The sequence below is a fragment of the Halarchaeum grantii genome, assembly GCF_014647455.2.
Taxonomy (GTDB): Archaea; Halobacteriota; Halobacteria; order Halobacteriales; family Halobacteriaceae; genus Halarchaeum; species Halarchaeum grantii.
The window spans coordinates 1-26,607 of sequence record NZ_BMPF01000003.1 but is presented as its reverse complement, the minus strand read 5'-3'; the positions used below and the strand labels follow the sequence as shown (position 1 = coordinate 26,607).

Genomic DNA, 26,607 nt, shown 5'->3' with positions numbered 1-26,607 from the left:
ATACTGCTGTCACGCCGTGTAATGACGCGACGGTCGTCGACGACGACCGATTGCTCCATTGTGTCGAGTTCGTCGTCGAGGGAGTTCGTCTCAGTCGGTGACGACGAGCGCGCCACGTTTTCGACGGCCGGCGATGGCGTCGATGGCGCGCTCGTTGTGGACGTCTCGGTGCCGGGTTTGAACCCGAAGACGGGCATCAAGTGAGGCAGATACATATACCCGGATTGACCAGACTACCGTATGCGAAATCAGCGTATCCTCGTCACAGGGGGTGCCGGCTTCATCGGCTCGAACCTCGCGAACCACCTCGCCACGGACAACGACGTCGTCGCGCTCGACGACGGCTACCTCGGCACCGAAGCGAACCTCGATGACGCCGTTGAGTACGTCGAAGCGAGCGTCCTCGGCGAGGAGCTGCCGACGGACGTCGATGTCGTCTTCCACCTCGCCGCATTGTCGTCGTACGCGATGCACGAGGAGAACCCCCAGCAGGGCGCCCGCGTCAACGTCGAGGGGTTCGTCAACGTCGTCGAGCAAGCCGTCCAAGACGGCTGCGAAACCGTCGTGTATGCCTCGACGTCCTCCATCTATGGCAACCGCACCGAACCCAGCCCCGAAGACATGCCCGTCCACGTCAATACGGGCTACGAAGCCTCGAAATTAGCGCGTGAGAAATACGCCGAATACTACTCGAACTTCCACGACATCACCTGTGCCGGAATGCGCTTCTTCTCCGTTTACCAGGGCTATGGGGGCAGCGAAGAACACAAGGGCGAGTACGCCAACGTCATCGCCCAGTTCGCCGACGACATGGCCGACGGCGAGGCGCCCGTCCTCTACGGCGACGGCACGCAGACCCGCGACTTCACGCACGTCGACGACATCGTTCGCGGCCTCGAACTCGCCGCCGACGAGCAATTGGACGGCATCTACAACCTCGGTACCGGCGAGAGCTACACCTTCAACGCACTCGTAGACATGCTGAATACGGAGTTAGGAACCGACATCGAGCCCGAATACGTCGAGAACCCGATTCCCGAAGACGTGTACGTCCACGACACCATGGCGGATAACACGAAGATGCGCGACGCAACCGGCTGGGAGCCCCAGATCTCGTTTGAGGAGGGCATCGAGGAAGTGTGTGCGCAGTATCAGTAGGGTAGCACAAAGCACTAATTCACCTATCGCTACCCACTAACGCTCTCGTAGGTGATGCCACATGAGGTTCAACAGTCACATCTACGACAACACGCTGTTCTACTGCATCAAAGATTCAACAGGGGGAGCGTGTTGAACCTAAATTCTTTCCTCATGCCGTCTATATTAATCAGAGTCGAACATAGTCAATAATGTATGATATTTTACCTATTTCTTTCTCATCAAATTCACCAAGTAGAATCAAAAGAGCGAGATATCCGATCCCTCCACTAAGGCCACTAATGACCGGTCCTGCGACTGACCAATCCGGAAATAGATATCCAGATCCACTAATCAGGCTCATTAACAGGCCGCTAAGTCCTACTCGGAACACAGTGGACTTGGGAATCTCCCACTGGACTGTCCGTATAGACATTAGGTACGCGTATATTGTATATATACCGGTGCTAATAAGCGTCGCCACTGCCGCTCCAAGGAACCCATATAGTGGAATTGCTATGTAGTTCAATACAATATTCGCCAAAACTGCCAAACCAATTCCAAAGCTCATTAAACCGGTCTCATCCTGTACTTCCAACCCTTTGTGGCCAATCATGGCAAAGTTCCAAATGAATAGAGATACTGCAATTATTGGGATTATAACGTAACCAGCTCTGAAGTCAGTTCCAAGAGCGAGAATACTAAGTGGACGGCTAATTACCGCCGCAAAGATGGTCGCGGGGATGCCAAGGATCAAGAAATAGCGACTGTATCTGGCAATTAGATCGGCGATTTTCTCGTGGTTCTCACCGTTCCATTCTTGCATTATCACAGGATGAGATGCCTCAATAACTGGGGCCAGTACTAGCGGAAGCCCTGTTTGAATTAGGGTATAGTTTGCGCTATAGATACCGACAGCAGAGGCTGTTGAAAAATATTCTAAGAGAACTCGATCAATAAAAGTCAGCAGTGTTAAACCGAAAAGCCAGCCCAACATTGGAAATCCATAACCTGTAAGACGTTTTGCGATTGTCTTGTTGAATCCTATTTTCTGAATATCAAACTGAGATATCATCAAAACAACCGCCAGCCCACATCCAATTGCCATTGCCCAGACCCAGCCCACAATACTATTGAAAATAAGTAATGATATGCCAAGCCCAAGTCCGTGTCGAATAATCGCTTTTAGTGTTTGATACTTCATTACCTCCTTTGACTGGAGTCTGGCTTGGAAAATTGATCGACATACTTCAAATGTACCAAGAGTTGTGAGCGCTGCAATTCCAGCAATATAGAAGGGGCGATAAGCACCGAGCCTAGATCTGAATATAATATAGCCACCAATTCCGAGGATAATCGATGTTGCAAGGAGTACTAACAAGATAGCGAGGGTTGTTGGAATTATATTGTCCGGTCCAGAATCGAACCGTAGCACTGCCTGCTTCAACCAGTCAAAGAGTCCGGTTGCGAAGACGGTGATAAATACGGTGGTGAGTGCATATCTACCATATGACCCAGTATCGAAAAAATGAGTGAACGCGATTAGTGCAATAAACCCTAGGAAGGTAGGTGCAAAACGACTGACTGAATAGATACCGAAATCTCTTAAGAAATCGCTTAATATATTTTGGTTTGAATCCTCACTCATAATTCACATTCATCTAGCAACTGGTGTTAGACTGGCAAAAGGGTACTGAAATCATCCAATACACTCAGTTATAGTTTTTCCAACCAGTATTTACACCGGATATATAAACATCGCAGTTATATCAATGGTGGCTTTGATTGGCTGCTCGATAGTAGGATTGTAGGTGGGCTGTGAGGTCACTCATTACCGGCGGTGTTAAGATAAGGGTGAGGCGGTCAGCATTTCTAGTTCCTATGCCAGAAACCGACCGCCTCAGAGGGTCTACCGAGTGGATCGACTTGTCGTTTGTGGAACGAGAGCGGACACCCGCGAGATTATTGAAAGAGGGTATTCGCCACCACCTTGAGATATTTGCACTTTCAAATACAGTTATTCTTCTTGATGATTCGAGTGTCGATCGGAGTCGTGTTGCTATTCATAATTGGGTACAGAAAGCGGATCTACAGCCAGCTGACGATGAAAGCCCGAATCGCATTGCGGTCAATCAGAAAGTGATCCGGATCAACGATGAGCAATACTGGCTGTACGCTGCCGTCGATCCAGCAACAAACAGAATTCTGCATTCACGAACGATGTCGAAGACGCTTTGTCTCTCGTCGATGACGCCGGCGATCTGATCGGTGGACTCCGCCGAGAAAATTACACTACCGCGTCGAACAACACACGGCTTCAGAAATTCTGTCGAACGTGTCTTTAGAGAAGTAGAACAGGGAACCTCTTCGTTTTCAAACTTTTTTCAGCCACGTCGATCCACCGACCGCAGAAACATGGCTCCAAGCCCACGCCGTCTGGTGGAATCATGCTTAAGTTCCGACGGATTAGATATCAGTCTCATATTTACTGCACTGCTTCTGGTATCTTGTTTATACAAACAACGCCGGGTTCATACAAAGTTAATCTCCCCGACTATATTCTTGTTTCCCTGCTAATATTGGACTTGCATTATACTGCCTGACCGCTGCTAGCGTTTTCAGTTGCTAGCTTTCAGTGATGGTGTGGAATTTCCAGAGTATATTTTTGTCTCGCCAGTGGTATATACTTTGCTACGAGACAAATCTGGACTCAATTCCGATGAGTCAACTGTGAGGACACGGGTAGAATCCCCATAAACCCAACCAGAATATTGCACCCGGTTTTCAGACCGATACACGAACATCCCCCTTGGTATTTTCCCATCTTTAACCTCTAAAACCCCAGATTTAATTTGCACCCCTCCAACAGGAGTGATCACTTCCTTAATCATAATGTCTCCGCGAACCAATGGTTCATTCGAATAGCTATTAATCCAGTATGCAGTTTGGTACAGCTCTGGGCTTGCTTGGTGGCTCCCGACCCCTTGCTCAAGCGCTGGTGGCTGACTAGATACTAAGAAAGGCGGGATCATTAGTACCCCTAAAACCACCAAAGTCACGATTGCGATTTTGGGTGCTGGTATTGAATGTTGCGACTCAACCGAACTCCATCCCTGGATCGCAAGGATAGCCGAACCGCTCAGTAAAAGATAGGTCATAAGACGATCTGGGTCAAGTCCGCCGAAAAAAATCCCAGTAGTAGATAGAGCTGCGATAATCACTCCGAAAAACGCTATCGCTACCTGATCACCAGTCAATTTAGAGCGTCTTGCTTCAACAACAACAGCGGCAATGATTCCTGTTGAAAGAAGACCTTGAAAGATCCATCTAGATAGAAAATCCCGGAAAGTGATGTATATCCCGTGTCCAAGCCCTGAAGCACTCGCCGCCGTAGTTGTTTCTGCAAGTAATGAGAATAGCCCATAAACCAACAAGACAATATCTGTAGATCCCCCTGTCGAGAAAAGAAACCACAATACACCAACTGTTGAGAATATGATTAATAGACGAGACTGATCCGGCATTGATTGCAACGCAAAAGGTAACTTCTCTACACGGTTGGCTAACACAATACAGAGAAGAAACATCCCTAATATGACAAATGTGAGGTGGTGTGCGACAGCTATTGAGACGAACGCGATAAATAACAGTAAGCCAACTCTTTTGCTGGCCTTTTCTTTATGAATCGCAATTAGGAATGTGACAAGTGCAAATAGGACATAACCGACAGATTGTCGTCGGAAGGTACCTGTCCACGATAGGAACGGCAACCACATCGCAATCAATAAAACAACATGAGCAGAAGATACATCGGCGTTTATCCGAGACGTCATTACACCCCCAATAATTGCTACTGTGAGGACAAAGACAATAGGAAGGAGAACAGTAGCTAAGATACCAGACCCATCTGATGGTATAATCTGAGTGCCCGTAATCCGAGAGGTCAGAACCGCCAATATATGGAGCAGTGGCGTGCCTGAGAACCCCCACGCAATCTCAACATTAGTAGCTGGCCAGCCAGACCTGCTAATAGTAGCAGCTATCACGGCCGCAGAATGAACATCTGTCCCAAAAAGGCGCGTAAATTGCGCTCCAGTCTGAATAAGCGCACCGATCACTGCCAAACTGACGGCAGATAATAACGAGTTGAATTTGAGAACAGCAAGAGAGGCACACACTAAGCAGATTGCTAAAAGCAATGGAGACTGTAGACGTACCCCCCAGACACCAAGTGTGATCGTAGTGAACAAGAGTGTTGCAGAAATGAGGGATTGTCTTTTGTCCATACGAGTTGTCTCCTCTAGATATGCTTATGTTGTATAACTTACGGTAAACGCGAGCCAACCGCCAAAATTAGAGGGGTAGAAATTATCGTAAGTGGCGGTGTTCAGATAAGGTTGAAGGATGAGGCGGAGCGGTCTTTCAGTGCTCTATGCCGAAAAACGCCCCCTCAATGGATGTTTTCGTGTTTAGTTACGCGAATTCCACCAGACGGCGAAGGCTTGCAACCACGTTTCGGTGGTCTCCGGATCAGCGTGGCTGAAACTATTTCTAAACAAGGAAGTACATCGTTTTATTTCTCTGAATACACGTTCGACAGCGTTGCGATTTCCATGATGCACAGTCTGAAATCGGAGTCCTGCTTGATGCAGAGTAGCCGCTGGATGCTGGACATGATCGACGAGAAACACGGCGTCGGGGACGTCGTATTTCCCACGAAGCTCCCGCAGAAACTGCTGCGTCAATGCCGTCGTAGTCGTCGTAAACAGCCACAAGTGCAGGAATCTGTTTGTTTCGGGATCGACAGCAGCGTACAGCCAGAATTGCGGACCATTGATTCGGATTACCGTCTCGTCAAGCGCAATGTGATCCGGACTTGCGTCGTTGGCAGGCTGTAGGTGGGCTTTCTGCACCCAATCGTGAACAGCCTTCCGCGAACGTTCGACACCGAAATTCTAAATTATAGAAATGGTATTCGAAAGCGAGAGTCCAGACAGATAGAGTCGAATACCAAGCTCCATCAGCTCGCTCGGTGTCCACTCTCGCTCCACAAAAGCCAAGTCAATCCAATCGCTATGACCGCTGAGGCGGGCGATTTCAGCCATCAACCAGCAGAAACTCGCACCCCCTCACTTTTCAGCCTTAACTAAGCACCGCCAATTGACCTCGACACGAAGTTGATTCTCGACGTCACATTGTTTGGACGGCATGGCACCGATCCGGTGGCTGCGTTTCTGCACGGTCTCCGTGAGAAACACGATCCCTCCGACGCGGTGTTTCTCGTCGATCAGTTCGGCTATCGGACCGCCTCGATCGATTAGGATTGAACGGCGAGTGGACTATACTGACCGGAACCTCATCGAAAAGTGGTTCCGCACGCTCAAAATGCGTATCGACCGTTTCCCATAACTCGTGGGTGGGCAGTCAGTCGAGCGCACGCGAATGGCTTGAACAGTTGAACAGTTCGTACATTACTACAACCACCAAGACCACATCAATCCCTCGACGGAAACACGCCGGTTGAGGAGGCGCTAAACTAGACAGTTCCCTGTATGGGTGCTTTGCTTGGTAATAGAGGTACTACGATTCAGATAGCAACCCTTGTAAAGAGATATCCACGAGACCAGATCCATCAACGATATCATTATCCGCCGTAGTTGTGTTGGTGACAAAATGAGAGTTGGGATTTGCATAAACGATTCAGCCGGGAGTGGGATCGGTAACTACACAAAAGAGCTAGTGAGCCAGCTAGAAAACATTGATAGTATAGAGGTAAAAAAGATTCAAATCCCAGCATATGAGGTTCCAGTCTTCGGCTCCTATATTTCAGCCTCGTATGGTGTTCAACAACGATTGAAACAGTATGAGAATCAAGTTGACTTGTTCCACTTACCCTCTCAAACTCAGGCTGCGGGGCTTATTCGGTTTGAAACGTCAATCCCGGTCGTAGTCACTGTTCATGACATCATCCCGCTTGTTTCAAACTATGACAATATTCTTCTTCGTACATTTGCACAAGTATATGAACGCGGCCTACAGAATGCTGATGGATACATTTCCATCTCAGAACATACTCATGAAGACCTGGTGGACAGAATTAGAATTACAGACGGTAATTCGTACGTTGTTTACCCCTCAATTACTGTTGAGAATTATCAGGAGAGTGCCTCGGAAAGCAGGTTAGCAGAGATGGGGATATCAAAGCCATATTTATTGTATGTAGGTAGCCAAACATCAAAAAAGAATGTGAGCACTGTTATTGAGGCGTTGAAGGACCTCCCAGAGGATATCACGCTTGTTGTTGTCGGTAGTCCGGGTCTAATACCCGGGTATTTGACTAAGTACAGCGCCAGAAAACATGGTGTCAGAGGTCGCGTTATACAGACGGGTTTCGTTGATGTCAATTTACTTTCTAGGCTGTATGAATCTGCTTTAGCCTTTGTTTTTCCATCGAATTACGAGGGGTTCGGTCGTCCCCCCTTAGAGGCTATGGCTAATGGAACACCAGTAATCGCAACATCCGCAACTGCGGTACCTGAGATCGTTGGTGATGCTGCGATGCTCTGTTCACCTGACCAACCAACTGAGTGGAGTGATGCAGTATTAACGCTGTTAGAAGAGGACAATCAGAGAGAAATGATGATAAAGAAAGGCTACAATCGTCTTAACCAATTCAATTGGGAAGATTGTGCCCAAAAGACAGTTGCTATCTACGAAGACATTCTCAACAATACCACGTCGTAGATCGGCACTATCTAGTTAAGCTAGCCCTGACCGAGATTCAACCGTTGAGATTAGCTGCGGACCTCATTAAATAGGTCTAGTAAATCGTCAGCAATAGTTTGCCAAGAGTATGACGAGACACAGATGTGTCTCCCACGTTTTTCTATAGAGCCTTTAGGGCTCATTGAAACGGCTGTGATCGCACTAGTGAGCGAAGAAACGTCGTCTGGTGGAATGATTTTCCCGACGTCCTGAGTTTTGATCTCCGATGAAACCCCGACAATATCAGTCGTAATTACTGGTGTCCCACATGAAAGCGCTTCCAGTGCAACCAAGCCAAACCCTTCCTGCTCACTAGATGTAGACGGGAGAACGAACATATCCGCCACGTTATAATACCGGGGAAGCGTCTCATCAGGAATGTACCCCGCAAACGTAACCTGACCACCAACTCCAAGATCAGTTACTTTTTGTTCGTAGTAGCCACGTTTGGATCCATCACCACCGACTACGAGGTGGTACTTGTCGGGAAGGTGCTGCATCGCTTCAAGAAGATTCTCTAGCCCTTTGTAGTCGTGATATTCGTCAAGGACGCTGAGGAAGAACAGGTTCGTCTTCTCCGTGTCGAATCCAAGTTCTCTCGCAGTGTCGTCGTCAACGTCCTGCGGCTGGAACCGCTCAACGTCGACCCCGTTCCGTATCGTCACAGTCTTGTCCTCAAGCCGCTCGGGGATGTTGGAGTTCTCGAAGTACGACTCCTGGGTTGTGATGATCCGGTCAGTCCACGCGAGCGTCGCCTGCATGACAGTCTTGTTGTAGATGTTGGCGACGTGTGACGCGATTCCGTCGCCTCGAATGTCGTTGTGGTACGTTATAACGGAGGGAGTCCCACAGATCTTCGCGATGGCAACACTCACGTCGGCAGTCCACGGTGTCGGAAGGTGTGTGTGTACGATATCGGCGTCGCGAATCTCGCGATACAGTTCGACGGGAAGTCGCTGAGTGAGGTTCGTTTGGGCAATCTTCCCCGTGTAGTCAAGTCGAACGACGTCGATACCCTCGTAGATTTCCCGTGAAAGGGCGTCTTCTGGTTCTTTGGCACAGACGACGGTGACCTCGTGTCCACGCTCGACAAGCTTTTTCGAGAGGATATAGGTATACTGTTCGACGCCACCAACTGATGGTGGAAAACGTGCTGGTGTCTGGATGATTTTCATAGTCTCAATCGAGTTCGTGGTACTTTCTAAGAACATAGACAAGATTGTAAACCCATTGTTATATAGTTGAATCATTAAGGACGATAGATCAGATATACTTCATCAGAATATCACGAAAGTGGGATGCCATAGTTTAAAATAGATGGCTATTTGAGTATTTAATTGAGAATTGCCATAAATGTGCTCGAAGTACTCGGTTAGCTCACTCCGTATCGGTTTCGTATACGATGCAGTCTATCCGTGGGAGAAAGGAGGTGCCCAGAAACGAATTCGTGAGCTCGCGACACGGCTAGCAGAAGACCACGAGGTCCACCTGTTTGGGATGAAGTATTGGGAAGGACCTGATCGGATGAAGAAGGATGGGATAGTCTATCACGGGGTTTGCGAGCCCTACGAACTCTATACAGACGGTCGGCGATCAATAGCGCAAGCAATTAAGTTTGCAGCCGCATTGACGAAGCCACTGCTTCGTGAGAACCTCGATGTCGTCGACTGCCAGCAATTCCCGTACTTCCCCGTGTTCACGTCGAAGGCACATGAATTAGTTCGGCAGTCGGAACTCGTCGTGACGTGGTATGAGGTGTGGGATGACTACTGGTACGACTACCTCGGACCAGTAGGACTGGGAGGGAAAGCCGTCGAGCGCGCAACACTAAAGCTCGGGAATACGGTGATTCCAATCTCAGACTACATCGCAGACGACTTAGCCAAACTCGGAAAAACAGAGAACGTCCACGTCGTCGAGAACGGTGTCGACTACGATGCACTTCAAGAGATTCCAGCCGCAGACGCGGACTGGGATATCGTGTATGTCGGGCGACTCTCGGAACACAAGCGCGTTGAGCACCTTTTGCAGGCTGTCGATATCATCTCTTCTCGACGCGGGTCCGATCTAAACGTTTGTATAGTTGGGGATGGACCAGAGCGTGACGACCTGGAACGGCAAGCCCGTGATTACGGTGTTGACGATCAAGTCGAGTTCCTCGGATTCGTCGAGGCCGATGAGGACGTGATCGCGAATATCAAGGCCGCGAAGATGTTCGTCCTTCCGTCGATCCGTGAGGGATTCCCCAATACGATCTTGGAGTCGAACGCATGCGGCGTTCCGAGCATCGTCGTAGACCACCCGGAGAACGGATCGACCGCTGTCGTCGACGATGGCGTGACTGGATTCGTAGTAGACCCAACTCCCGAAGCAATCGCCGATCGAGTGGAAGAGATACTGGCAGACCCCAATCTTCAGGAGCAATTGTCAGATGGGGCCCGGGAGTACGGACAGGCACATGACTGGAGCAATATCGTAACTGAGCTTGAAGAAGTATATCTAAATACGTTGAATTAAGAGAGGTAATCGAATGTCGCTTGAAGAAGAACGAGTCCTCGTCACGGGGGGAACTGGATTCATCGGGTCGTACGTAACGCGTCAGCTGCTCAATGAGGGATCTATCGTTCATGCACTCGACAATGGGTTTACTGGCGACGAGAGCCTCGTCCCCGATGATGTTACGGTTCATCAAGCGGATATCCGAGAGTTAGATGAAGTAGTGGATGTCGTCGAAGAGGTCTCGCCAGATGTCCTAATTCACCTCGCGGCGATCCACTTCATTCCGTACTGCAACGAGAACCCCGAAGATGCGTTCGACGTGAACGTAATGGGGACTCGAAATGTCTTAGAGGCAGCGCGTGGTCTTGACGGCCTGAAGAGGGTTGTTAACACGTCCTCAGCCGCAGTCTACGCTCCGGATCCTGGTCCACACGTCGAGACGGAAGGGATCGGGCCAATGGATATCTACGGCCGGACGAAACTCGTTGCGGAAGACGAAGCACGATTATTCAACGCCGATACAGGTGTTCCCACGGCGTCCGCGCGGCTCTTCAACGTCTACGGAACGCGCGAGACGAACAGTCACCTCATTCCGGCAATTCTGGAACAGCTCGAAGGTGGTTCTCGAAGCGTTGATCTCGGGAATCTGTCTCCTGCCCGTGACTTCATCTATGCGAGCGATATCGCGAGTGCGCTCATCACGCTCGCCAGTGAGTTCAATGGAGAATACCGTGCATATAACGTTGGCACCGGAACGGAGCACTCTGTTCGTGAAGTTGTTGAGGCCGTCAGAGACGCGTTAGGCGAGGAAATCACCATCGAGCAAGACGAAGAACGTGTTCGTGAAAGTGATCGCCCCCATCTCAAGGCGGACATCACGCGCTTGACGGGCGAATTTGACTGGGAGCCGACGTACGAGCTTCGGGAAGGACTCGCGAAGGTCCTGGCTGAGGAAGATATCTAATCGGGACGCCAACGATTGCCGTCATTCTTCTCGCGGGTCAACGACGAACCGATACAGTCCACGATTCGCTTTCTCAACCCACCCGGCGTCGACGAGCCCACGTAGCGCCCGGTTCACGTACTGCCGTCGAATCCCCAATTCTTCTTCGAATCTCTTTGGGTTCCCGTAGCCCCACGGTCGTCCTTCGTCGCGTCCTTCTTTGAGGACGCGTAGGATCGCCTCTTGGCGTTCGTTGGGCCGGAACTCCTCGTTGACCATGCTCCCATTACTCCGATCGGTCACTTACCGGTTCGGAACCGTCTAGTTTCATTAGAAGTTACATCGTAACACCTAAGCCAACCCTCGACGAACTGGAGAGTGAGAAGCACGGGTCGCCTCAGAAGTGGGGCCGGTGCTGGTACACCGAATCCCCGGGCTTCGCCAGAGGACGAAGCATGAACCATTCAGACAGAGAGCGGCATGAGTCTGTCGAACAGCGCGACGACCAGTTAGGCCCACAACTCGAGGAGTGCCCCGTCTGTGGGGCGGTCGGCCTCCCGGAGCGGATCGCGGACCACGACTGCCGCACGTTCCTCAAGCGGAGGCGGCGATGACCGAGTTCCGCGACGTGTACGTGCGACTTCGCGCGGACCTCCTCGTGATCGGGGACTCGGTCGTGACGGATCGACATCACGCCTCGAGCGGCAACTACGAGCCGGAGGACCCACAGAACCAGATCGGCGGGATCATCCCCGCGTTCTCACTCTCTGGGTGGCTTCGCCACGGGATGGAGCGCGTTGTTCAGGAGCGCGGCGGTACTGCCTGCCATCCGGGGAGGCGAACGCAGGGTTCCGGAAGAAGGACGTCTACGAGACCGACCTCGATGCGGGCTATCACGAGAAGGGGAGTTGTCTCGACGACCACGACGACGGCTGTGTGGTGTTTGAGCTCTTCGGTGGGTTCGGGAATCGGCCGGGCAAAGTAATGCGACGTCCGATCACGTTCTCGCCTGTCCGGTCGAGCGTCGACTATACACGCGGACAAGCCGAGGGCCACTATCGGCGAGTGAATCGGAACGTCGTCTCGCGCGCTCGCGAGAGCCACCGCGATCCGTTGCGGAACGTGGAGGTAGACGCGATCGCGAATCTGGACGGGTCGTGGCAGCTCACGTTTCGCGAGTCGAAGCCCGAGTTCCTCGCGCTCCTCACAGAGGCCATCGAGTTCCTCAACGACCACCAGACGGACTTCATGCACCAACTTGGTGGCTCCCGGAACTTCGGCGGCGGGATCGTCGACTGTGAGCTCGTGAATCCGCTCTACGATGAGTGCGAACTGCGACGCGTCTTCGATAGAGGAAAGAAGCCCACGAAGGCGATGGCGGAGAAGGACGAGGAGTGGGCGTCCGAGTACTGCCCGGAGTTCGAGGCCGTCCTGAACGAGCGCGTGGAGGCGGTATGAGCGGCGACATGCTCGCGGTGTATCGCCATGACGCCCACAAGTTCGTCAGGCAGAGCCACGCACAGGCTTCTGAGACGTATGCGGGTGTCCGGGTGAACGAACGCGTTCCCTTTGGCGCGGACGGCGACGCGGCGGCGCTCAGTCGACCCGTGGGCGAACCGGACACCACGGTCGAGACGCACACGAACCACCGACGACTCTCGCTCTGTACTGGTACAACCCAGAACCTCGACGGGGTCAACGTTGACGACGCCATGCACGGTCTCGTAACGGAGCGCGACGCCGAGCGCGCGCACGAGCAGTGGCTCGCGAGCGACGTCGCGGGATGGTTCAACGAGTCGGTGTACTACCCATACACGAGTCTGAAGTATCACACCCTGCTCGTCGCAGCGCTGGTGAGGGCCTATGAGGAGGGCTCGACGTTCGCAGACCTCCGGCTCGTCGTCGATCCACCGGAGAGTGTGGTCCCCCATCGGACAGTGTTCGCGGGCGACGAGTTCGCGCTCCGGATCACACCCGAGTCGCCTAAGCGGCCACGCATTCGCCTCGGTGACACTCCGTCTCGGTCGTGGGCGGGGGCGTGGAGTCGACTGCCCGAGCACCCACTCGGTACGGACGACGACGCGTGGGCGATGGTGCTCGACGCGAACCTCAGACGGATCCAGAGCTGGTCGACGGCGCTCCAGTACGTCGAGGACTTCGAGAGGTGGTCGGCGTGACGTGGATTCAGCAGGTGTGTTGGCGTCTGGAGATGGACTATCTCGGGCACCCGTACTACGTCTCGGGGAACGCGATCTATCACGCGCTCAAGCAAGTACTCCCTGCCGACCAACGCACTCGGATCCACGCGAGCCACGGGATGTTTGCGCCCGGGCAGTTCGGCGCCTTCCCCGAGTGGCATTCACTAAGCGGGTCGCGGCCCGCTCTCGGCGCAACGCTTCCGGAAGTGACCACGTACGACGATCTCTGGTTGCATCGTCATCCGGAGCAACCGTGGGTGCTCGATTCCCGGCCGCGGGATGCGGTGAACACGCACGATATTCGAACGCAGTCGGGACAGCCAGCGTTCGCGCACGAGATGGTCTTCGGCCGATCGGCAGAATCCAGAAAAACGACGTGGACGACGTCGTGGTTCGTTCACGCGTACCTCCACGCGGACGACCCGGACGTCCTGCCGATCGAAGAGGAGGCACTCGATGGATTGCAGTTCGGTGGGCAGCGAAACTACGGGTATGGAACGACGCGACTGAAAGCGACACAGATGGTTGACCTCGATGCCCTCGGCTATGGTCGGCTTCGCGGTGCGGACGCATACCGGCTGGAGCTCGTGACGCCGTTCGTCCTGCGTTCGGACTACCCGGGCACGAACGATGTCGACATTCCGTGGTGGTGGACGGTTGAGACGACTCACCTTCGACAGCGTGAGGAGGAGATAGTCGAAGGCCCGGAGACGTATCACTGCGGGACAGTTGACCATGGACAAGTCGTCCGGTATGGGGGTGACCGGCCGGTCGTGACAGCGAAGAACGCGATCAGACGTGTCGGCGCGCATTCGAAGTATGGGTTCGGTGAGATCCGGGTGTGCCCGATCGAGAGCGAGTGAACAGAGAGACAGAGTTCAAATAAAGACGATCGAACTATCACAAGAAAGCTGGTCACGACTTGGCACGAGGTGTGGCGGGACTACTGGGAGGACTATCTGGGGTATCTGGCGCCGTTCGGAAAGGTGGTGGAGCACGCGACGGCGCGTGCCCCAGCATCCGATTGCGGTGTCGGAGCTGACGGCGGGGCGGCTCGCAGAAATCGGGCCCGATCGGGACCGGATTCGCGTCGTGCCGAACGGCATCGACTACGAGCAGATCCGGGAGACGACGCCCGCGAGCGACGGCTTCGACGTGCTCTTTGCAGGGCGGTTGATCGAGGACAAGCGCGTGGACGTCCTCCTCGATGCCTTCGACCGGGCGTCGACGGACGAAACGCTCGGTATCGTCGGGGATGGGCCGATGCGCGAGGCGCTCGAAGCGCATGCGCGAGGGCTCGATAGCGCGGGCCGAATCACGTTCACGGGGTTCCTCGAGGAGTACGCGGACGTCGTGGCGCAGATGCGTGCGGCCGAGGTGTTCGCGTCGCCATCCACGAGAGAGGGGTTCGGGTTGACGTATGCGGAGGCGATGGCGGCGGGGTGTACGGTGATCGGCGCCGAGCATCCGGAGTCGGCGGCGGATGAAGTGATCGGGGAGGGTGGGTTCCTCGCGACGCCGACGGTCGACGGTGTGGCGGGCGTCCTGGAGCGGGCGCTGGCTGGTGAGCGGCCACCGAGCGACCCGGTGATGCGCGCGGGGATGTTTATTGGGACCGGATTGCCACGGATGCACTGGACGCGTATCGGGCGGCCGTCGATGGCGAGTGGTAGGTGGCCGCACTGCTGGGTGGGTGGGTGGTGTTCGGGTGACACCGACGGGCATCGTTCGCGCCGTCGCGAAGGGCGAATCGTCAGGGGGAGAAGGCCCCGGTGCGAGACTGTCGTCGAGAAACGCGACACACCCACCCCACCGCTTCCGCTGTTAGTACGGAGCGGATACCACCAGAACGACCGAGCCTCGGTTCAAGCGGATTCTAACAACGTCGACAGGCCGGTCCGGACGGCGGAAACGGACTGCTCCAACCGATGTTCCTTGTACTTTCCACCGCTTTTCCCCTGATTGTACTCTACTGAGCTCGCGATTCCCAACTGCGCCAACTCCTCGAGATAGTCACGTACTGAGCGCTCCGAGACTGGGCTTATGCCCTCAGAGTGAGCGACCTCCCGATACATGTCGACGACTTCCCGTGTTCGTACCGGTGTCTCACCGCGCTCGTGGAGCACCGTCAGTGCGTACAGAACGAGCTTTCCGTGTTGGGAGTAGTTTTGGATGCCCTCAACAACCTGGTTCGTCTGAACGCGTTCACGAGCCTTCTGCACGTGTGCTTCGGTCACGACGGCCGATCCACTCTCGCGAGCGACGTCACCAGCTTCTAGAAGGAGATCCAGTGCCTTTCGTGCGTCACCAGAGTCCTTTGCACCGTAGGCCGCACACATCGCGACAACGCCGTCCTCGAGAACACCGTCGTGAAAGGCGACCCGTTCGCGTTGTTCGAGCACGAGCCGGAGTTCATCGGCATCGTACGCACTGAAGGAGACCTCCTTTTCACAGAGCGATGATCGGACCTTCGAGGAGAGTTGATTCCGGAAGTCCAAATCGTTCGAGATCCCGATGACACCCAGTTTCGCATCACGAATATCGCCGTTCGAGCGAGCACGCGACAATTTGTAAAGCAGTGAGTCGTCGTCGATGTGATCGACTTCGTCGAGGACGATAAGTACTGTTCCCCCGCAAGCGTCGAGTTCGTCGAAGAGGAACTCATAGACACTCGCCTGTGGATACCCCGTGTTCGAGATTTGGCGTCCCGGCTCCCGGAGTTCGTTGACCAGTTTCACCCCTACCTGATAGGACGTGTTCAGCCCATCACAGTTGACCTCGATCGTCGTGAGCTCAAGTCCTTCCACGTTGGTCGCGTCTCCTTCGAGCGTGTGGAGAAGGTAGCGTGTGGCCGCTGTCTTTCCCACTCCGCTCTTCCCGTAGAGGAAGATGTTCGAGGGAGTCTCGTTGTTGATGACCGGCTGGAGAGCTGCGTGATATCGGCTGAGCTCTTCGTCACGCCCGACGAGATTGTCTGGTGTCCACTCTTCAAGCAGTGCCTCCCGATTCTTGAAGATAGAGTTGTTTGGGGTAAACGAGAAATCGCTCAGAACACAACCACCAAGTCGGTGGTATATAAAACCATTAGTTCCGGTGTTTCTTCTGATCGTTTTTATTTATATATTCCTTACCCCATCAGTTCCGCTGTTATCGGGAGGGAATACTGATACAGCGCACCTCAATACGAACAGCGGAATCAATAGGGTGGGGGTGTCGAGAGTGTCAAATTAAATAAATTGGGGTGGATCCCCCCACTGCTTCCGCTGTACACAGCCTCCATGATATGCCCAGTCTGCGACCTGCCTCTCTCTTCTTGTATGTTAACAGCGGAAGCAGTGGGGTGGGTGTGGTCCTCAGGGGCTTCAAACGTACGAGTGAGATAACCCATTTACACTGACCTCGAACCGGCGCGGCGCCGAGTCTTCGAAGTCGACCCGTCGACGGCGACCCGTCGACGGCGACAGCGTTCGAATTGGATGGCGTAACTGCTTGATACTTCAGGTCCGTACTAGCGACACCGGATGGCTCTAGAGGCGGAAACCGTAGCCATCTCGAACGGGCGGCTCACGACCGGCATGAGGGCAGATGAAACGCGGTGTGTGTCCCTCCAGTTCGATCCTCGCTCAATCCTCACTAGATAGATGAAACGCGGTGTCGCCACGGCATCTCTCGGGGGAAGGCGACAGCGGGCTATGTCGTGGTCGGCACCGACTACGCGGAGTCGTCGACAGAGGAATACTGGCGACACCGGGCCCCATCCAGCACTGTCGATCGACGACAACGTCGTGCAGGCGACCCTCCGCGCGGCGACGACCGACTACACGGGCGAGGCGTTCAATACCGGGACGGGGAGCTCGGTGAGCATTCGCGCGCTCGCGGAGACGATGCGCGACGCCGCAGACACCGAGTCAGAGATCGTCCACACGGACGCCCGCGACGGCGACATCGAGGAGAGCATCGCGGACATCTCGAAGGCGCGGGAGCAACTCGGCTTCGAACCACAGGTGGCGCTCGACGACGGCCACTCGCTCCTGCCCCGTGTCCGTGCCACCGGAGAGGAGTGCGATGTCGTACTCCCCAGCGAACGGCCGCGACTGGTCACCTCGAGGCGATTCACCAAATGGGTGAGGAAGACGGCCCGATGGTGGACGCTGTGAACTGAGAGTGCGACGGTGGCTAGTCGGTCCAGAAGCCGCGCTGGCGGTCCTCGATTTCGTTCAGCACGGTTGTGAGCACATCCCGCCAGTCATCGGGATGGTGAGCATCCTCTCCCGGCGTCGGCGCGTCCGGTCCTGGATGAATGTGATCGAGCACGTTGTGTGTCGAGGGATGCCGATCCCAGCGATGGTCGAACTCGCTCTCGGCATGGCTCTCGTGGTAGTGAATAGAGAACGTCTCGTTCTGGAACCAGGCGATGTCGAGGCGTGCTTCCTCGACACTCACCGGATAGAGCGCAGGGTCGAACACACAGACGAGTCGGTCTGGTGCAGTCGGCGGCGACTCGTCGATCCGAACGAAGCGGGCATCGTTGCCGAGACGCGTAGCGATGAGCGAGAGCCGTTCGAAATCGACTGGCGCGCCATCACTCATGTCGAGGTCGGGCGTCTCGTCACCGCTGCTCATGCCGGGGACTGCTGGCCAGCGAGACCGTCGTCCGCGCCGGTGAGCGCTCGTTCGAGGAGCGTGATCCGTCGTCGCGTCGTCATCCAGCGTGAGACATCCTCCCAGACGTCTTCCACGGGTTCGTCGTGCTCGCGTGCGTACGCCGCGATCGAGACGTCCTCGGGTGCGTCGACGTCGAACTCGCTTGCGTATGCCTCGTCACGCTCCGTCGCAGCCTGGAGGAATTCGAGCAGTTCGTCCTGCGAGTACTCCGTTTGGAGGCGCTGCACGCGCCGCCACTGGAGATACGCCTCGTTGCGCTCGTACGTCGCCGGCGACTCCGTCACCCGCGTGACGACACCCATTCGCTCGAACCACTCTAAGTATTCACGCGCGGCATCCACGCCATGCCCGGCGCGCTCCGCAACCCCCTCGACGGACGTCGGACTCCCGAGCGTCAGGATCGCGTCGAAGAAGTCGTCTCGCGTTCGTCCGCCGCGGACCACGTCTTCGGGCGGGGTGAGCGCGTCGAAATCAGGAGCGTCCTGTCGCTCCACCGAGTCGGCTTTCAACTCGTCGCGCGGCTCTTTCATACACGATCTCACGCACCCAGACGGAATAAACCTTCTTACAGACGGAATAAACCCGTCAAGGTTGTGGCTGCGCGCGCAGCGACCTGTGGGAGCGAGCACGGAGCGGAGGGTGGGGCGGTGGGGCCTGGGTCTGGTCCGGCAAACAAAAAGAAAAGAGCCTGCGATGGTCGTCCTACTCCCAGTAGCGCCCGCGCTCAGGGAAGTGGAGGTGGGTCCAGCCGGTGAACGCGATGGACACCCGGCCTTGGTACCAGTTCTTCGAGGCACCTCGAACACGCACGCGCTCGCCTTCAGCAACCTCGCGCATCCCGCTCTTCTCCCAACTGGTGAACTTGATCCGTCCCGTCTCGTCCTCGAGCAACCCGACTTGAGCGATCTTTGCGGAACTCGGCTCCCACAGCTGGGTGACCGAACCGTCGATGCTCACCTCGCCACGGTCGACGTCTTCGACCCGACTGATGGGAATGACCTGTCCAGGCGCGGCGTCAAGCGCCTGTTTCACGTCGAGGACGGCCGTGGGGACGTCCGCGCCGTCGAGCACCGCCTGCGCGATTCGCCGACTGATCGCCGCCCGCGACCAGCCATCGAGGTCGCCCGCCACTCTGGCCGCCTGCTCGTTCACCATCCCGAGTTCGTCCTGCGAGAGCATCTCGCGTGGGTCGTGGTCGGGACTCAACGCCCGATCCACGCTCGCCGCCCGCCGCTCGAACTCCCTGCTCCACTCGGCGCTCCGCGCCGCTGCGATGTCGCGCGTCCGCCTGGCACGGCCCTCCTGCTCGCCGAGTTCCGCCTGTGCGCTGATCCGCCCCAACTCCGCTTCACGCGCCTTGATGCGTTCCTCCTGCGCGAGCGTCACACCGGGAATCCGCTCTTGATTCGCGTCCGCGATTCCCTCCGGGTGGTTCGCATCCACCTTCGCCTGCGTCTCCTCTTTGACCGTGGCCTGGAACGTCGGCGTCTCCGCCACGACCGTGAAGCCGTCGTCGTCGACCGTCTCACGCTCGCCATCTTCGAATGCCTGTGCATCCACCGGAACGATCTTCTGACTCGAACTATTACTGGGCATTGTCGTTTTCCTGAAGGCGCTCACGCGCCGACGCCGCGATGCTCCTACATCGCGGTTTCCTCACTACCGACGACCGACAGGACTCTGCGCGCTCTCGCTCGCGCCTTCGCGAGCGCCCCTTGGGGCGCGAGCGAGAGCGCGCCCTCGACGGAGTACTCATCCAGCACCGCGCGCCGACCCGCCCGGAGCGAGCGCCCCTTGGGGCGCGAGCGAGAGCGCGCCCTCGACGGAGTACTCATCCAGCACCGCGCGCCGACCCGCCCGGAGCGAGCGCCCAGCGCATTCCCCGTTCGCCGCGACGCAACCACGTCCGTCGCGGTCGGCGAAGCCGAGGTCCGCAGGACCCGAACGGGAGAAGCGCTGGCGCCGAGGGCACATCCACTTTAGCCCGGAACGGGCGCAGGCGGTGCGGAGAGCGCCCGCACGCCCGGAATGGTCGGTCGCGAGCGACGCGGAGGGCGGCAGCGGCGAGCGGGGCGGGCCGTCACGGACACACCTGTCCAGCCGGTCACGTCGCTCGATGGGCAATCAACAGTTGGCGGACTCAGAAAGGGCGAGGGCGGCTCGGTCGTCCCCCGACCCCGCAAGCACCGCAGGCACGAGGCGCGCAGCGGCGGTCGCGGGACGTCGAGCGGCCGAGGGCTTTCAAATGTCCTCTCCCACCGAATCAGACTAGCAATCAGTCAGCTGTCGCCGGCGACCAGGTCCTCGATGACCCGGAAGCCGTTGACGAATGTCACTGAATCCCCATAGCCCTCGCTCGCGAGCACGGTCTCGGCCCCCTCGCCGGCCGCGATATCCGTCGTGTAGATGTAGACCTCGGTCGCGGTCCCCGCACTGAGATGCTGGGCAGCCAGCGCAGCGAGGGCGGCGTCGGCACGCTCTACTTCGTCGGCGGGCCGGTCGTCGGCGTTCGCGATGTACCGCTGGAGCCCGTCCATCACCCGAGAGACGATAGGCTCGGAGAACTCGAGCGGCGCCGCAACCGTCGCCCAGCCCTCGTCGATCGCGGTGTCAACTGGCACGTCCTCGACGTCCGGATTGTCGACGGTCAGCTCCTCGTACACTCGTTCAGGGAGGACGAAGGTGATGCCGTTCCGGCGGGCGAACCGCCGAACGGCCTGGTACCGACTGTTCGACGGCTGTCCCATCGCGACGAACAGGCCGGTGTCGGCGATGTGGAGCCGGCTCACGCGTCGCTAGTGTCGTCGTCGCCGTCGCCGACGTTCACCTCATCTAGAGATGCCCCTCCCTCCTCGATGTCGTAGTGCTCGTGGACGACGGGGTGGAGCGCCTGCAGAATCATCTCCGCGGCCAGCGGCGAGATGTCCAGGTCCTCGGCCATCAGCCGGTGGGTCACTTCGCCGCGCTCCCGAGCGACGGCGTAGGTGAGCGCCGTTGCGAGCCCGGCGACGCCGTGGCGGTCGATGTAGGTATCGATGTCCGCATTCGTCTCGCGACGGCCGACGGCGTCGATGAGCGCCGGCGTGATCGTGTACTCGCGGTCACCAGCAGCCGTCGTCACGGTCAGGTCGATCGGGCGGGCGGCGTACCGACGGGGCTGCCCGTCGTCGGTGACGTCGACGACACCGGCGTCGACGAGCCGGTTGACGTAGCTGTAGGCGGTCCCCTGGGCAAGTTCGAGGTCGTCCATCGCGTCCTGGACCGTCGCCTCGCTCTCCCGAGCGAGGTACGCGTACAGCTGAGCCAGTTGTGGCTCCTCGAGGAGGGCCGCGACCGAGAGGAAGTCGCGAACAATGTCGCCGTCGGCCCGGTTTGAAGTGCGTGACATGGTTCGTTCTTGATTACAGATTACAGCGAAAACAGTAAAGAGTGTTTGGGTCACTCCGCCGGCCTCGCGACGAGGTGCTCCTTGAGGTCACGCGTCCAGTACGTCGCGAGCCCGCCCGGACTACAGCGGGCGCACAACTGCAACGGGCCTTCCAGATGCCCGAGTTCCACCCGGAACCGCGTGAGGGCAGCGAGCGTGTCGACCACCAGCCCACAGCCGTCACAGGCGACGTGATCGTGCTCGTCGGGATCCGGCTCCGTCTGAATCGCACAGTCGACACAGATCGGGTGGGTGACCCGCTCGTCCTGTCCCCAGGTGTGGGCCTCACCAGTCTCGGTGCCGGGCGGGGCGTCGCAGAACGCACAGCCGACGAGCGTTTGCTGCATCATTCGCCCTCCACCTCGGCGTCGCGGCCGGCCGCCCAACCACTGTGGAAGACGGCCAGCTGCGTCGAAGAGTCGAATGCGGCACCGCTCGGCTCGTGAACCAGAACGTGGTCCTCGGAAACCGGAGTGACGACGTCCGCGTCGGCGAGGTCATTAACCAGACGTTGGGCCGTCGCGTCGTCGACGTCCGCCGTGTCGACGCTGGCGGCGTCGCGGTCCTGTGCGAGCTGTTCCTTCTCGAACTGTTCGTGGTCGCTACTCGTGTCGTCGTGAGGATCGGGACCAGGCATAGTGAGTCACGCCGCGCACGCTGTCGCGCGCTGCACGCCTCCCGGCGTGCACGAGAAACAGCGTTCTCGTGCGCACACCAGAACGCGGAGCGTTCTGGGGACGCCGACAAACAGTCAGGAGGAACAGCGTCAGTCCGGTCGGGGGTCGCGATAGCCGATGACGGCGACGTCGTCGATGAACAGGACGCCCTTCATGAAGTCGAGTTTGGTCAGGCTGTGCCGGTAGAGGTTATGCCGGCCAAGGTAGTTCACCGGCACCACCAGACAGCCGAACTCGATCTTCGGCCGGCCGTCCTTCTGGGTGCGGTACCCCTTCTGGAACTTGAGGAGGTCGTCGCTGACGTTCTTTCGCTCGCTCTTCTCAACCTCGATGGCGATGCGAGCGTTGGCGTCGTAGAGGTCCACGCTGTAGTTAAACCCCTGATGCGACCAGAGCTTACAGTTCGGGTTGTAGCCGCCGGCGGCGTCCCCTTCGTACTCGTACTGCGAGAGCGCGTCAGCGATTACAGCATCGAACCTGCCGACCTCCGTGTGCTTCGTCGAGCCGTCGAAGACGCTAATCGGGACGGCTTCGACGGCCGCCTGAATCGACGCCAGCGACTCATCCGGAAACGCCTCGGACGAGGTTTGAGTACGGCGCTCGCTCAGTTTGGTGACCTCTTCGACGACGACCATACTCGCAATCAATGAACAGCGGCCCGATAAAACCCGTCGCGACGGCCATTTGAGTCGACCGGCCGCCAGGCTTCACTCACTCGAGTGTGGTTTCGGTGACGCGGAGCGTACCGTTGGCTTCGTAGAGATCGCCACGATTCAGCAGGCGCTCGACGGCGTACTCACTATCGCTGTGTTCGGCTGAGAACGTGTCGGCCTCATCGAGGAGCGCGTAAGCCTCCTCGTAGGTGAAGTCGCTCTGTGCGCCATCGGCAGCGTCGCGGAGAATCTGGTAGGCCTCCTGCACCCACTCCGGGAATGGTGGTCGTGGGTCGGATGGATCAGAGAATCGCGTCATTGGGTCTTGAAGGTCGTAAACAAGTGTATGACTGTATCGCTTGTGAACCTTCCCACCAACGACGACATCTTCCGCGCAGCTTTCGCCTTTAACCAACACTTCGGCGATAGTCCGTAGCTTGTTGGTTAAAAAATCCGTCTAGCGATTCCGGAGGACATCGACAGGGCGAACCTGACAGTGGTCACGCCGTCGCGCCCACTGGCCGTCCTCGATAGGCCGATCGAGCGTGAGTCGTTCAACGAGGTCGTCTTGGACGGGGATCTGGCGGACGGACGTCTCCCGCCACCCGAGTCGTGGGTCGTGCATCCGCTTCTGGAACATCGTCCCATCTCCGTGCGCACTGTACTGCGTACGCTTCACGCCAAGAAGCGTCGTCGACGTGTACTCGACGCCGACTGGCGAGCGTTTCAGCGTCGAAATGACGCCTTCGACGAACCGCCGAATTGCGAACTCCCCGACATCGTTCGGCACGCGGAGTTGTAGTGGTGCTCGCGGGCGCTGCTCAGTCTCCAGTTCCGCTTCGAGACGCTGCCGATCGCGTCGCTCGTCGTGTTCGTGCATGGTTGCTCGAGGGACCACGCCTCGGCCCCTCTACCCCTCATGGGGGCGACAAACACGACCAGCGGAGACAACCCACCGTGAATATCTGATCCGAATCGCCGGCAGCAACTCCCTAACGGATTGGTAGTGCAGCGTCGTAGGCGCTGTCGCGGCGACACGCCGTGCTCAGCCGTGCCCCTTCCCTCCTCGTCGTCATCGTAGCCGTCGAAGTGACTGACTGACCACAAGTGCACGCGTACCATTGATCCCCGAAAGACTAAATTCACGAACGGAGTAGGGAACTATACGATGCACGAAGACGCCCAACGCCGCATGAATCGTGATGTGGCGGAAAATGAAGACCTATACGAGGCGTTTGCAGCGACACCCGAGGATGATGAGGAGTAACTCCATCTGACGGATACCACATCATCGAGCTGGGTTTCGCAGGACGATTCTGAAGTAGAGGAGCCAGACGAGGAAGAGACGATCATGCCGATAGAGCGTATCTAGCCGGACCGGGGGGAGCTGTCGACGTACTCGATGGGAGCGCAGGACGGTCTCTCGGGAGACGGACGCTGGCCACCGTCCCGGCGAGAAATCGTTCTGACGCAGAAGCTCACGGAGCAAGACGAGTGCTGTCCGATGGTTCGCGTCTGGAAAGAAGTGCTTTCCAGCGATTGCATGTATCCAGCCAGCGCACTGCTCGTACAACGGTGCGTCTCGTGGGAACTCGTCGAGTACGCGTTGAACATCCCCATTTCGCGTCACCCAGATCCGATGCCTGAGCACATCGAACTGTTCTGCACCGGTCTGTTCGTACTCCGCATCGCTCTGAAGGAATTGTGTATTCTGAATTTTGAAGTCGATCGGGTCGATGCCCGAAAGATCGGTGATCCGTGGTTGCGATGCCGGGTCGGCAAACCCCATCACGTGGCAGTTCTCCCCCCGCCCTCTTGAGCACCCACGGTTGGCGACGAACTTGAGGCGGTCCACGAGGAGATCCAGAAACAGCGCGCAAAGATCTGCCGGGATCCCGCGGCCGACATCGACGGTGACTCCGAGGACTACGATGCCGAGGCGTACTGGTGGAACCGGGGTCAGAGTAGCACCGAGGCAGCCCTCAATAAGGACTCCGAGTAGACCGTCGTCAATCCGACTCAAACCAGCCCTTTGTTCGACCCCACACGGACGACTCCGACTCGTCACCGCGCTCGGTCCCTGTATCTGTCTCCGGCTCTACCGCATCAAGTTCGCTCTTGAGGCGTTCAACCGTTGCCTCCAACTCCTCAATCCGGTCGTTTTTCTCCTCGAGTGTCGCTTCGAGCGTCTCGACACGATCTGCCAACACGCGATTCTTCTCTCTGAGATACGCCTCCCCACGATCAGCACGTGACGCCGCGCCCTGCCCGTCCGCTTCCACGTCGTCCGCAGTCTGCGACGTCCCGGGGTCGTAGAACTCGGACGTCTGTTGGACAGCACGCTCGATCGTCTTCTCCCCATACGCCGAGCCGTCCGCATAGTGGACTTCGTCCCACTTCTCACGCAGCAACCCCGACTCGCGGAAGAGCCGATCCATCTGCGCCTGGTCGCCCCCCGTCCAGAACGCGAGCAGACAGCAGAACGCCATATCCGCCTCCGACTGGCTATCGTACCCCCCAAAGCGGCCGTTCCACAGCCGCTTGAACTTCCCGCCGTTCGACGCCGCCATCGCCTTCTCCAGCAACTCCTCGTCCTCGAGGTCGACGTCACTCATCGGCGTCGCGTCCCCCGAAGACTCCACGGGCGCCGCCGCGACGTCGTCCGTCGCCCCGTCTTCGTCGCCCGGCTGGACGTACTCGCGATGAATCCCACGCAGGGCATCCTGTCGGCGCGCGATCCGCGTCGGCGTCGCGTCGACGTGGTCGCCGGTCACCGTGAAGAAGCGCGCCGTCTCGTAGCACTCCACGCTCCCACGCCGATTCCGCCCCTCCGGTAGTTCGCCCTCCACGAGGACGTGGAAGCCGGTTCCCGACGGCGACACCTCCGTGTACGAGTCCAGCCGCTCAACGATATCCCGAGCGTCCTCCTCAACCGCGCCCGTCTCCGGGTCACGACAGTCGTCTAGGTCGACGCCGACAAGCGGATCGTCATCCGTGAAGACGAACCCGACCCCATCCGCTTCGCCCGATTCGACCGCGTCGACCGCGGTCGTCGCGTCGGTCCACGTGACCGCATCCGTCGCCGACCCGAACCCACCCGTCTCCGCATTCACCGGTACCTTCGTTTCTTTCCCACCACGCTCCTCCACCCACCACCCCACCCACTGCTCGCGCTCACAGAGCTCCGCCGGCAGGTCGTCCAGATCGATCCCGAACTCGTCACTCATCGCCGACCATCTCCCACACTCACACCACTCTCAGAGTTCGAACAACTCCACCCCAGCGGTTTCGTGCTCCTCCATCCATTCCCAACGGGTACCCTCCATCCTATTCTAGTTGGCTTTTGCCGTAACATCGTTCCTCTACCTCCGGATCGTTCGACTCTATGGGCGTGAAAATGCCGTACAGCATTCTGCGAGCGACACTGTCGTGTTACGCCATTTCTCGGATTTGCTGTAACGGACCCTCAAATACTCGATCTCTCCGGTTTACATGGCCTCACACCCCAGTTTAGCTCGACCGGGAGAGGAGCCGTTGACTGTGCTGCTTTCAATCTATCGTGCTGATATATTCGCGGACTCGCTAACTCGATCATCGGTCTGCGACACCTCCCTCGGTGAGCTCGATACCCTCGTAGTATCGG

The 26,607-nt window shown here is 57.2% G+C and carries 25 protein-coding genes and 5 pseudogenes; 12 read left to right on the top strand and 18 right to left on the bottom strand.

What is annotated here, in order from left to right; genetic code table 11:
• Positions 1-21 precede the first annotated feature (21 nt).
• Together IEY12_RS10055 and IEY12_RS10050 are read left to right on the top strand one after the other, a co-directional pair.
• Positions 22-204: a hypothetical protein gene (locus tag IEY12_RS10055; protein WP_188883588.1), complete on the top strand. Its 183-nt coding sequence runs from the start codon at positions 22-24 to the stop codon at positions 202-204.
• Between the two features lie 36 nt (positions 205-240).
• Positions 241-1,158, top strand: coding sequence for an NAD-dependent epimerase/dehydratase family protein (locus tag IEY12_RS10050; RefSeq protein WP_188883587.1), 918 nt, complete (start codon positions 241-243; stop codon positions 1,156-1,158).
• A gap of 169 nt (positions 1,159-1,327) precedes the next feature.
• Here IEY12_RS10050 and IEY12_RS10045 read toward each other — a convergent pair whose 3' ends face one another.
• The gene (locus tag IEY12_RS10045) at positions 1,328-2,785 is read right to left on the bottom strand and encodes an oligosaccharide flippase family protein (RefSeq protein ID WP_188883586.1); all 1,458 of its coding nucleotides are present in this window, start codon (positions 2,783-2,785) and stop codon (positions 1,328-1,330) included.
• 233 nt (positions 2,786-3,018) lie between these two features.
• On the opposite strand from IEY12_RS10045, the pseudogene IEY12_RS10040 reads away from it, so the two are divergent.
• Positions 3,019-3,592: pseudogene (locus IEY12_RS10040) on the top strand (transposase domain-containing protein).
• A gap of 163 nt (positions 3,593-3,755) precedes the next feature.
• Here the strand turns inward: IEY12_RS10040 and IEY12_RS10035 are convergent.
• On the bottom strand, positions 3,756-5,423 hold the full coding sequence (locus IEY12_RS10035) for a hypothetical protein (protein ID WP_188883585.1): 1,668 nt from the start codon (positions 5,421-5,423) through the stop codon (positions 3,756-3,758).
• 183 nt (positions 5,424-5,606) lie between these two features.
• A pseudogene (locus IEY12_RS10030) lies at positions 5,607-6,242 on the bottom strand (IS6 family transposase).
• 54 nt (positions 6,243-6,296) lie between these two features.
• Between IEY12_RS10030 and IEY12_RS10025 the strand changes: the two are divergent.
• Positions 6,297-6,677: pseudogene (locus IEY12_RS10025) on the top strand (integrase core domain-containing protein); the annotation flags it as partial.
• A 133-nt stretch (positions 6,678-6,810) separates the two neighbouring features.
• Complete coding sequence (locus IEY12_RS10020) at positions 6,811-7,881, top strand: glycosyltransferase family 4 protein (protein ID WP_188883576.1); 1,071 nt, start codon at positions 6,811-6,813, stop codon at positions 7,879-7,881.
• Between the two features lie 50 nt (positions 7,882-7,931).
• Here IEY12_RS10020 and IEY12_RS10015 read toward each other — a convergent pair whose 3' ends face one another.
• Positions 7,932-9,077, bottom strand: a complete 1,146-nt coding sequence (locus IEY12_RS10015; protein ID WP_188883574.1) for a glycosyltransferase family 4 protein — start codon at positions 9,075-9,077, stop codon at positions 7,932-7,934.
• A 178-nt stretch (positions 9,078-9,255) separates the two neighbouring features.
• Here IEY12_RS10015 and IEY12_RS10010 point away from each other — a divergent pair, with 178 nt between their 5' ends.
• Together IEY12_RS10010 and IEY12_RS10005 are read left to right on the top strand one after the other, a co-directional pair.
• Positions 9,256-10,419, top strand: coding sequence for a glycosyltransferase family 4 protein (locus IEY12_RS10010; RefSeq protein ID WP_188883572.1), 1,164 nt, complete (start codon positions 9,256-9,258; stop codon positions 10,417-10,419).
• 13 nt (positions 10,420-10,432) lie between these two features.
• On the top strand, positions 10,433-11,365 hold the full coding sequence (locus IEY12_RS10005) for an NAD-dependent epimerase/dehydratase family protein (RefSeq protein WP_188883570.1): 933 nt from the start codon (positions 10,433-10,435) through the stop codon (positions 11,363-11,365).
• 21 nt (positions 11,366-11,386) lie between these two features.
• Here IEY12_RS10005 and IEY12_RS10000 read toward each other — a convergent pair whose 3' ends face one another.
• Positions 11,387-11,623 carry a helix-turn-helix domain-containing protein gene (locus tag IEY12_RS10000; RefSeq protein ID WP_188883568.1) on the bottom strand — a complete coding sequence of 79 codons (237 nt, stop codon included), beginning with the start codon at positions 11,621-11,623 and terminating at the stop codon, positions 11,387-11,389.
• A 331-nt stretch (positions 11,624-11,954) separates the two neighbouring features.
• On the opposite strand from IEY12_RS10000, the pseudogene IEY12_RS15990 reads away from it, so the two are divergent.
• The 4 genes and pseudogenes from IEY12_RS15990 to IEY12_RS09980 all read left to right on the top strand — a co-directional run.
• Positions 11,955-12,802, top strand: a pseudogene (locus IEY12_RS15990) (RAMP superfamily CRISPR-associated protein).
• The gene (locus tag IEY12_RS09990) at positions 12,799-13,521 is read left to right on the top strand and encodes a DUF8168 family protein (RefSeq protein WP_188883566.1); all 723 of its coding nucleotides are present in this window, start codon (positions 12,799-12,801) and stop codon (positions 13,519-13,521) included. Before IEY12_RS15990 ends, IEY12_RS09990 begins: the two are co-directional and overlap by 4 nt.
• The gene (locus IEY12_RS09985) at positions 13,518-14,405 is read left to right on the top strand and encodes a hypothetical protein (protein ID WP_188884008.1); all 888 of its coding nucleotides are present in this window, start codon (positions 13,518-13,520) and stop codon (positions 14,403-14,405) included. Before IEY12_RS09990 ends, IEY12_RS09985 begins: the two co-directional genes overlap by 4 nt.
• Positions 14,406-14,453: 48 nt before the next feature.
• Positions 14,454-15,215: pseudogene (locus IEY12_RS09980) on the top strand (glycosyltransferase); the annotation flags it as partial.
• 192 nt (positions 15,216-15,407) lie between these two features.
• Here IEY12_RS09980 and IEY12_RS09975 read toward each other — a convergent pair.
• Positions 15,408-16,592 (bottom strand): orc1/cdc6 family replication initiation protein, encoded by a 1,185-nt coding sequence (locus tag IEY12_RS09975; protein ID WP_188884007.1) that lies wholly within the window; start codon positions 16,590-16,592, stop codon positions 15,408-15,410.
• Between the two features lie 735 nt (positions 16,593-17,327).
• On the opposite strand from IEY12_RS09975, the gene IEY12_RS09970 reads away from it, so the two are divergent.
• Positions 17,328-17,699, top strand: coding sequence for a Rossmann-fold NAD(P)-binding domain-containing protein (locus IEY12_RS09970; RefSeq protein ID WP_188883564.1), 372 nt, complete (start codon positions 17,328-17,330; stop codon positions 17,697-17,699).
• Between the two features lie 19 nt (positions 17,700-17,718).
• On the opposite strand, the gene IEY12_RS09965 is transcribed toward IEY12_RS09970, so the two are convergent.
• The 12 genes from IEY12_RS09965 to IEY12_RS09910 form a co-directional block, all read right to left on the bottom strand.
• On the bottom strand, positions 17,719-18,165 hold the full coding sequence (locus IEY12_RS09965; protein WP_188883562.1) for a toxin-antitoxin system TumE family protein: 447 nt from the start codon (positions 18,163-18,165) through the stop codon (positions 17,719-17,721).
• Positions 18,162-18,737: a DUF7342 family protein gene (locus IEY12_RS09960; protein ID WP_188883560.1), complete on the bottom strand. Its 576-nt coding sequence runs from the start codon at positions 18,735-18,737 to the stop codon at positions 18,162-18,164. The genes IEY12_RS09965 and IEY12_RS09960 overlap by 4 nt, the downstream gene beginning before the upstream one ends.
• A 172-nt stretch (positions 18,738-18,909) precedes the next feature.
• Positions 18,910-19,803, bottom strand: coding sequence for a DNA-binding protein (locus IEY12_RS09955; protein ID WP_188883558.1), 894 nt, complete (start codon positions 19,801-19,803; stop codon positions 18,910-18,912).
• A 683-nt stretch (positions 19,804-20,486) separates the two neighbouring features.
• Complete coding sequence (locus IEY12_RS09950) at positions 20,487-20,996, bottom strand: PIN domain-containing protein (RefSeq protein ID WP_188883552.1); 510 nt, start codon at positions 20,994-20,996, stop codon at positions 20,487-20,489.
• On the bottom strand, positions 20,993-21,595 hold the full coding sequence (locus tag IEY12_RS09945) for a DUF7437 domain-containing protein (RefSeq protein ID WP_188883537.1): 603 nt from the start codon (positions 21,593-21,595) through the stop codon (positions 20,993-20,995). The genes IEY12_RS09950 and IEY12_RS09945 overlap by 4 nt, the downstream gene beginning before the upstream one ends.
• 50 nt (positions 21,596-21,645) lie before the next feature.
• The gene (locus IEY12_RS09940) at positions 21,646-21,981 is read right to left on the bottom strand and encodes a DUF7558 family protein (protein ID WP_188884006.1); all 336 of its coding nucleotides are present in this window, start codon (positions 21,979-21,981) and stop codon (positions 21,646-21,648) included.
• A complete protein-coding gene (locus IEY12_RS09935) occupies positions 21,981-22,271 on the bottom strand; it encodes a DUF8069 family protein (protein WP_188883533.1) in 291 nt (96 codons plus the stop codon). The genes IEY12_RS09940 and IEY12_RS09935 overlap by 1 nt, the downstream gene beginning before the upstream one ends.
• Positions 22,272-22,400: 129 nt before the next feature.
• A complete protein-coding gene (locus tag IEY12_RS09930) occupies positions 22,401-22,946 on the bottom strand; it encodes a hypothetical protein (protein WP_188883531.1) in 546 nt (181 codons plus the stop codon).
• Positions 22,947-23,022: 76 nt separating this feature from the next.
• On the bottom strand, positions 23,023-23,283 hold the full coding sequence (locus IEY12_RS09925) for a hypothetical protein (RefSeq protein WP_188883529.1): 261 nt from the start codon (positions 23,281-23,283) through the stop codon (positions 23,023-23,025).
• A 138-nt stretch (positions 23,284-23,421) separates the two neighbouring features.
• A complete protein-coding gene (locus tag IEY12_RS09920; protein ID WP_188883527.1) occupies positions 23,422-23,844 on the bottom strand; it encodes a DUF8030 family protein in 423 nt (140 codons plus the stop codon).
• A 408-nt stretch (positions 23,845-24,252) separates the two neighbouring features.
• Entirely contained in the window at positions 24,253-24,987 is a 735-nt protein-coding gene (locus IEY12_RS09915) for a hypothetical protein (protein ID WP_229871120.1), read from the bottom strand.
• Positions 24,974-26,191, bottom strand: a complete 1,218-nt coding sequence (locus tag IEY12_RS09910; protein ID WP_188883525.1) for a phage NrS-1 polymerase family protein — start codon at positions 26,189-26,191, stop codon at positions 24,974-24,976. Before IEY12_RS09910 ends, IEY12_RS09915 begins: the two co-directional genes overlap by 14 nt.
• Positions 26,192-26,607: the final 416 nt, after the last annotated feature.

What these genes read in the sequence shown, in the direction of transcription:
- IEY12_RS09940 (WP_188884006.1), bottom strand. Translation starts at nt 21,981, where the DNA reads ATGCAGCAAACGCTCGTCGGCTGTGCGTTCTGCGACGCCCCGCCCGGC.
- IEY12_RS09960 (WP_188883560.1), bottom strand. Translation starts at nt 18,737, where the DNA reads ATGAAAGAGCCGCGCGACGAGTTGAAAGCCGACTCGGTGGAGCGACAG.
- IEY12_RS09910 (WP_188883525.1), bottom strand. Translation starts at nt 26,191, where the DNA reads ATGAGTGACGAGTTCGGGATCGATCTGGACGACCTGCCGGCGGAGCTC.
- IEY12_RS10000 (WP_188883568.1), bottom strand. Translation starts at nt 11,623, where the DNA reads ATGGTCAACGAGGAGTTCCGGCCCAACGAACGCCAAGAGGCGATCCTA.
- IEY12_RS09930 (WP_188883531.1), bottom strand. Translation starts at nt 22,946, where the DNA reads ATGGTCGTCGTCGAAGAGGTCACCAAACTGAGCGAGCGCCGTACTCAA.
- IEY12_RS10020 (WP_188883576.1), top strand. Translation starts at nt 6,811, where the DNA reads ATGAGAGTTGGGATTTGCATAAACGATTCAGCCGGGAGTGGGATCGGT.
- IEY12_RS10035 (WP_188883585.1), bottom strand. Translation starts at nt 5,423, where the DNA reads ATGGACAAAAGACAATCCCTCATTTCTGCAACACTCTTGTTCACTACG.
- IEY12_RS09925 (WP_188883529.1), bottom strand. Translation starts at nt 23,283, where the DNA reads ATGACGCGATTCTCTGATCCATCCGACCCACGACCACCATTCCCGGAG.
- IEY12_RS10050 (WP_188883587.1), top strand. Translation starts at nt 241, where the DNA reads ATGCGAAATCAGCGTATCCTCGTCACAGGGGGTGCCGGCTTCATCGGC.
- IEY12_RS09955 (WP_188883558.1), bottom strand. Translation starts at nt 19,803, where the DNA reads ATGCCCAGTAATAGTTCGAGTCAGAAGATCGTTCCGGTGGATGCACAG.
- IEY12_RS09990 (WP_188883566.1), top strand. Translation starts at nt 12,799, where the DNA reads ATGAGCGGCGACATGCTCGCGGTGTATCGCCATGACGCCCACAAGTTC.
- IEY12_RS09945 (WP_188883537.1), bottom strand. Translation starts at nt 21,595, where the DNA reads ATGTCACGCACTTCAAACCGGGCCGACGGCGACATTGTTCGCGACTTC.
- IEY12_RS09935 (WP_188883533.1), bottom strand. Translation starts at nt 22,271, where the DNA reads ATGCCTGGTCCCGATCCTCACGACGACACGAGTAGCGACCACGAACAG.
- IEY12_RS10015 (WP_188883574.1), bottom strand. Translation starts at nt 9,077, where the DNA reads ATGAAAATCATCCAGACACCAGCACGTTTTCCACCATCAGTTGGTGGC.
- IEY12_RS10010 (WP_188883572.1), top strand. Translation starts at nt 9,256, where the DNA reads ATGTGCTCGAAGTACTCGGTTAGCTCACTCCGTATCGGTTTCGTATAC.
- IEY12_RS10005 (WP_188883570.1), top strand. Translation starts at nt 10,433, where the DNA reads ATGTCGCTTGAAGAAGAACGAGTCCTCGTCACGGGGGGAACTGGATTC.
- IEY12_RS09965 (WP_188883562.1), bottom strand. Translation starts at nt 18,165, where the DNA reads ATGAGCAGCGGTGACGAGACGCCCGACCTCGACATGAGTGATGGCGCG.
- IEY12_RS09920 (WP_188883527.1), bottom strand. Translation starts at nt 23,844, where the DNA reads ATGCACGAACACGACGAGCGACGCGATCGGCAGCGTCTCGAAGCGGAA.
- IEY12_RS10055 (WP_188883588.1), top strand. Translation starts at nt 22, where the DNA reads ATGACGCGACGGTCGTCGACGACGACCGATTGCTCCATTGTGTCGAGT.
- IEY12_RS10045 (WP_188883586.1), bottom strand. Translation starts at nt 2,785, where the DNA reads ATGAGTGAGGATTCAAACCAAAATATATTAAGCGATTTCTTAAGAGAT.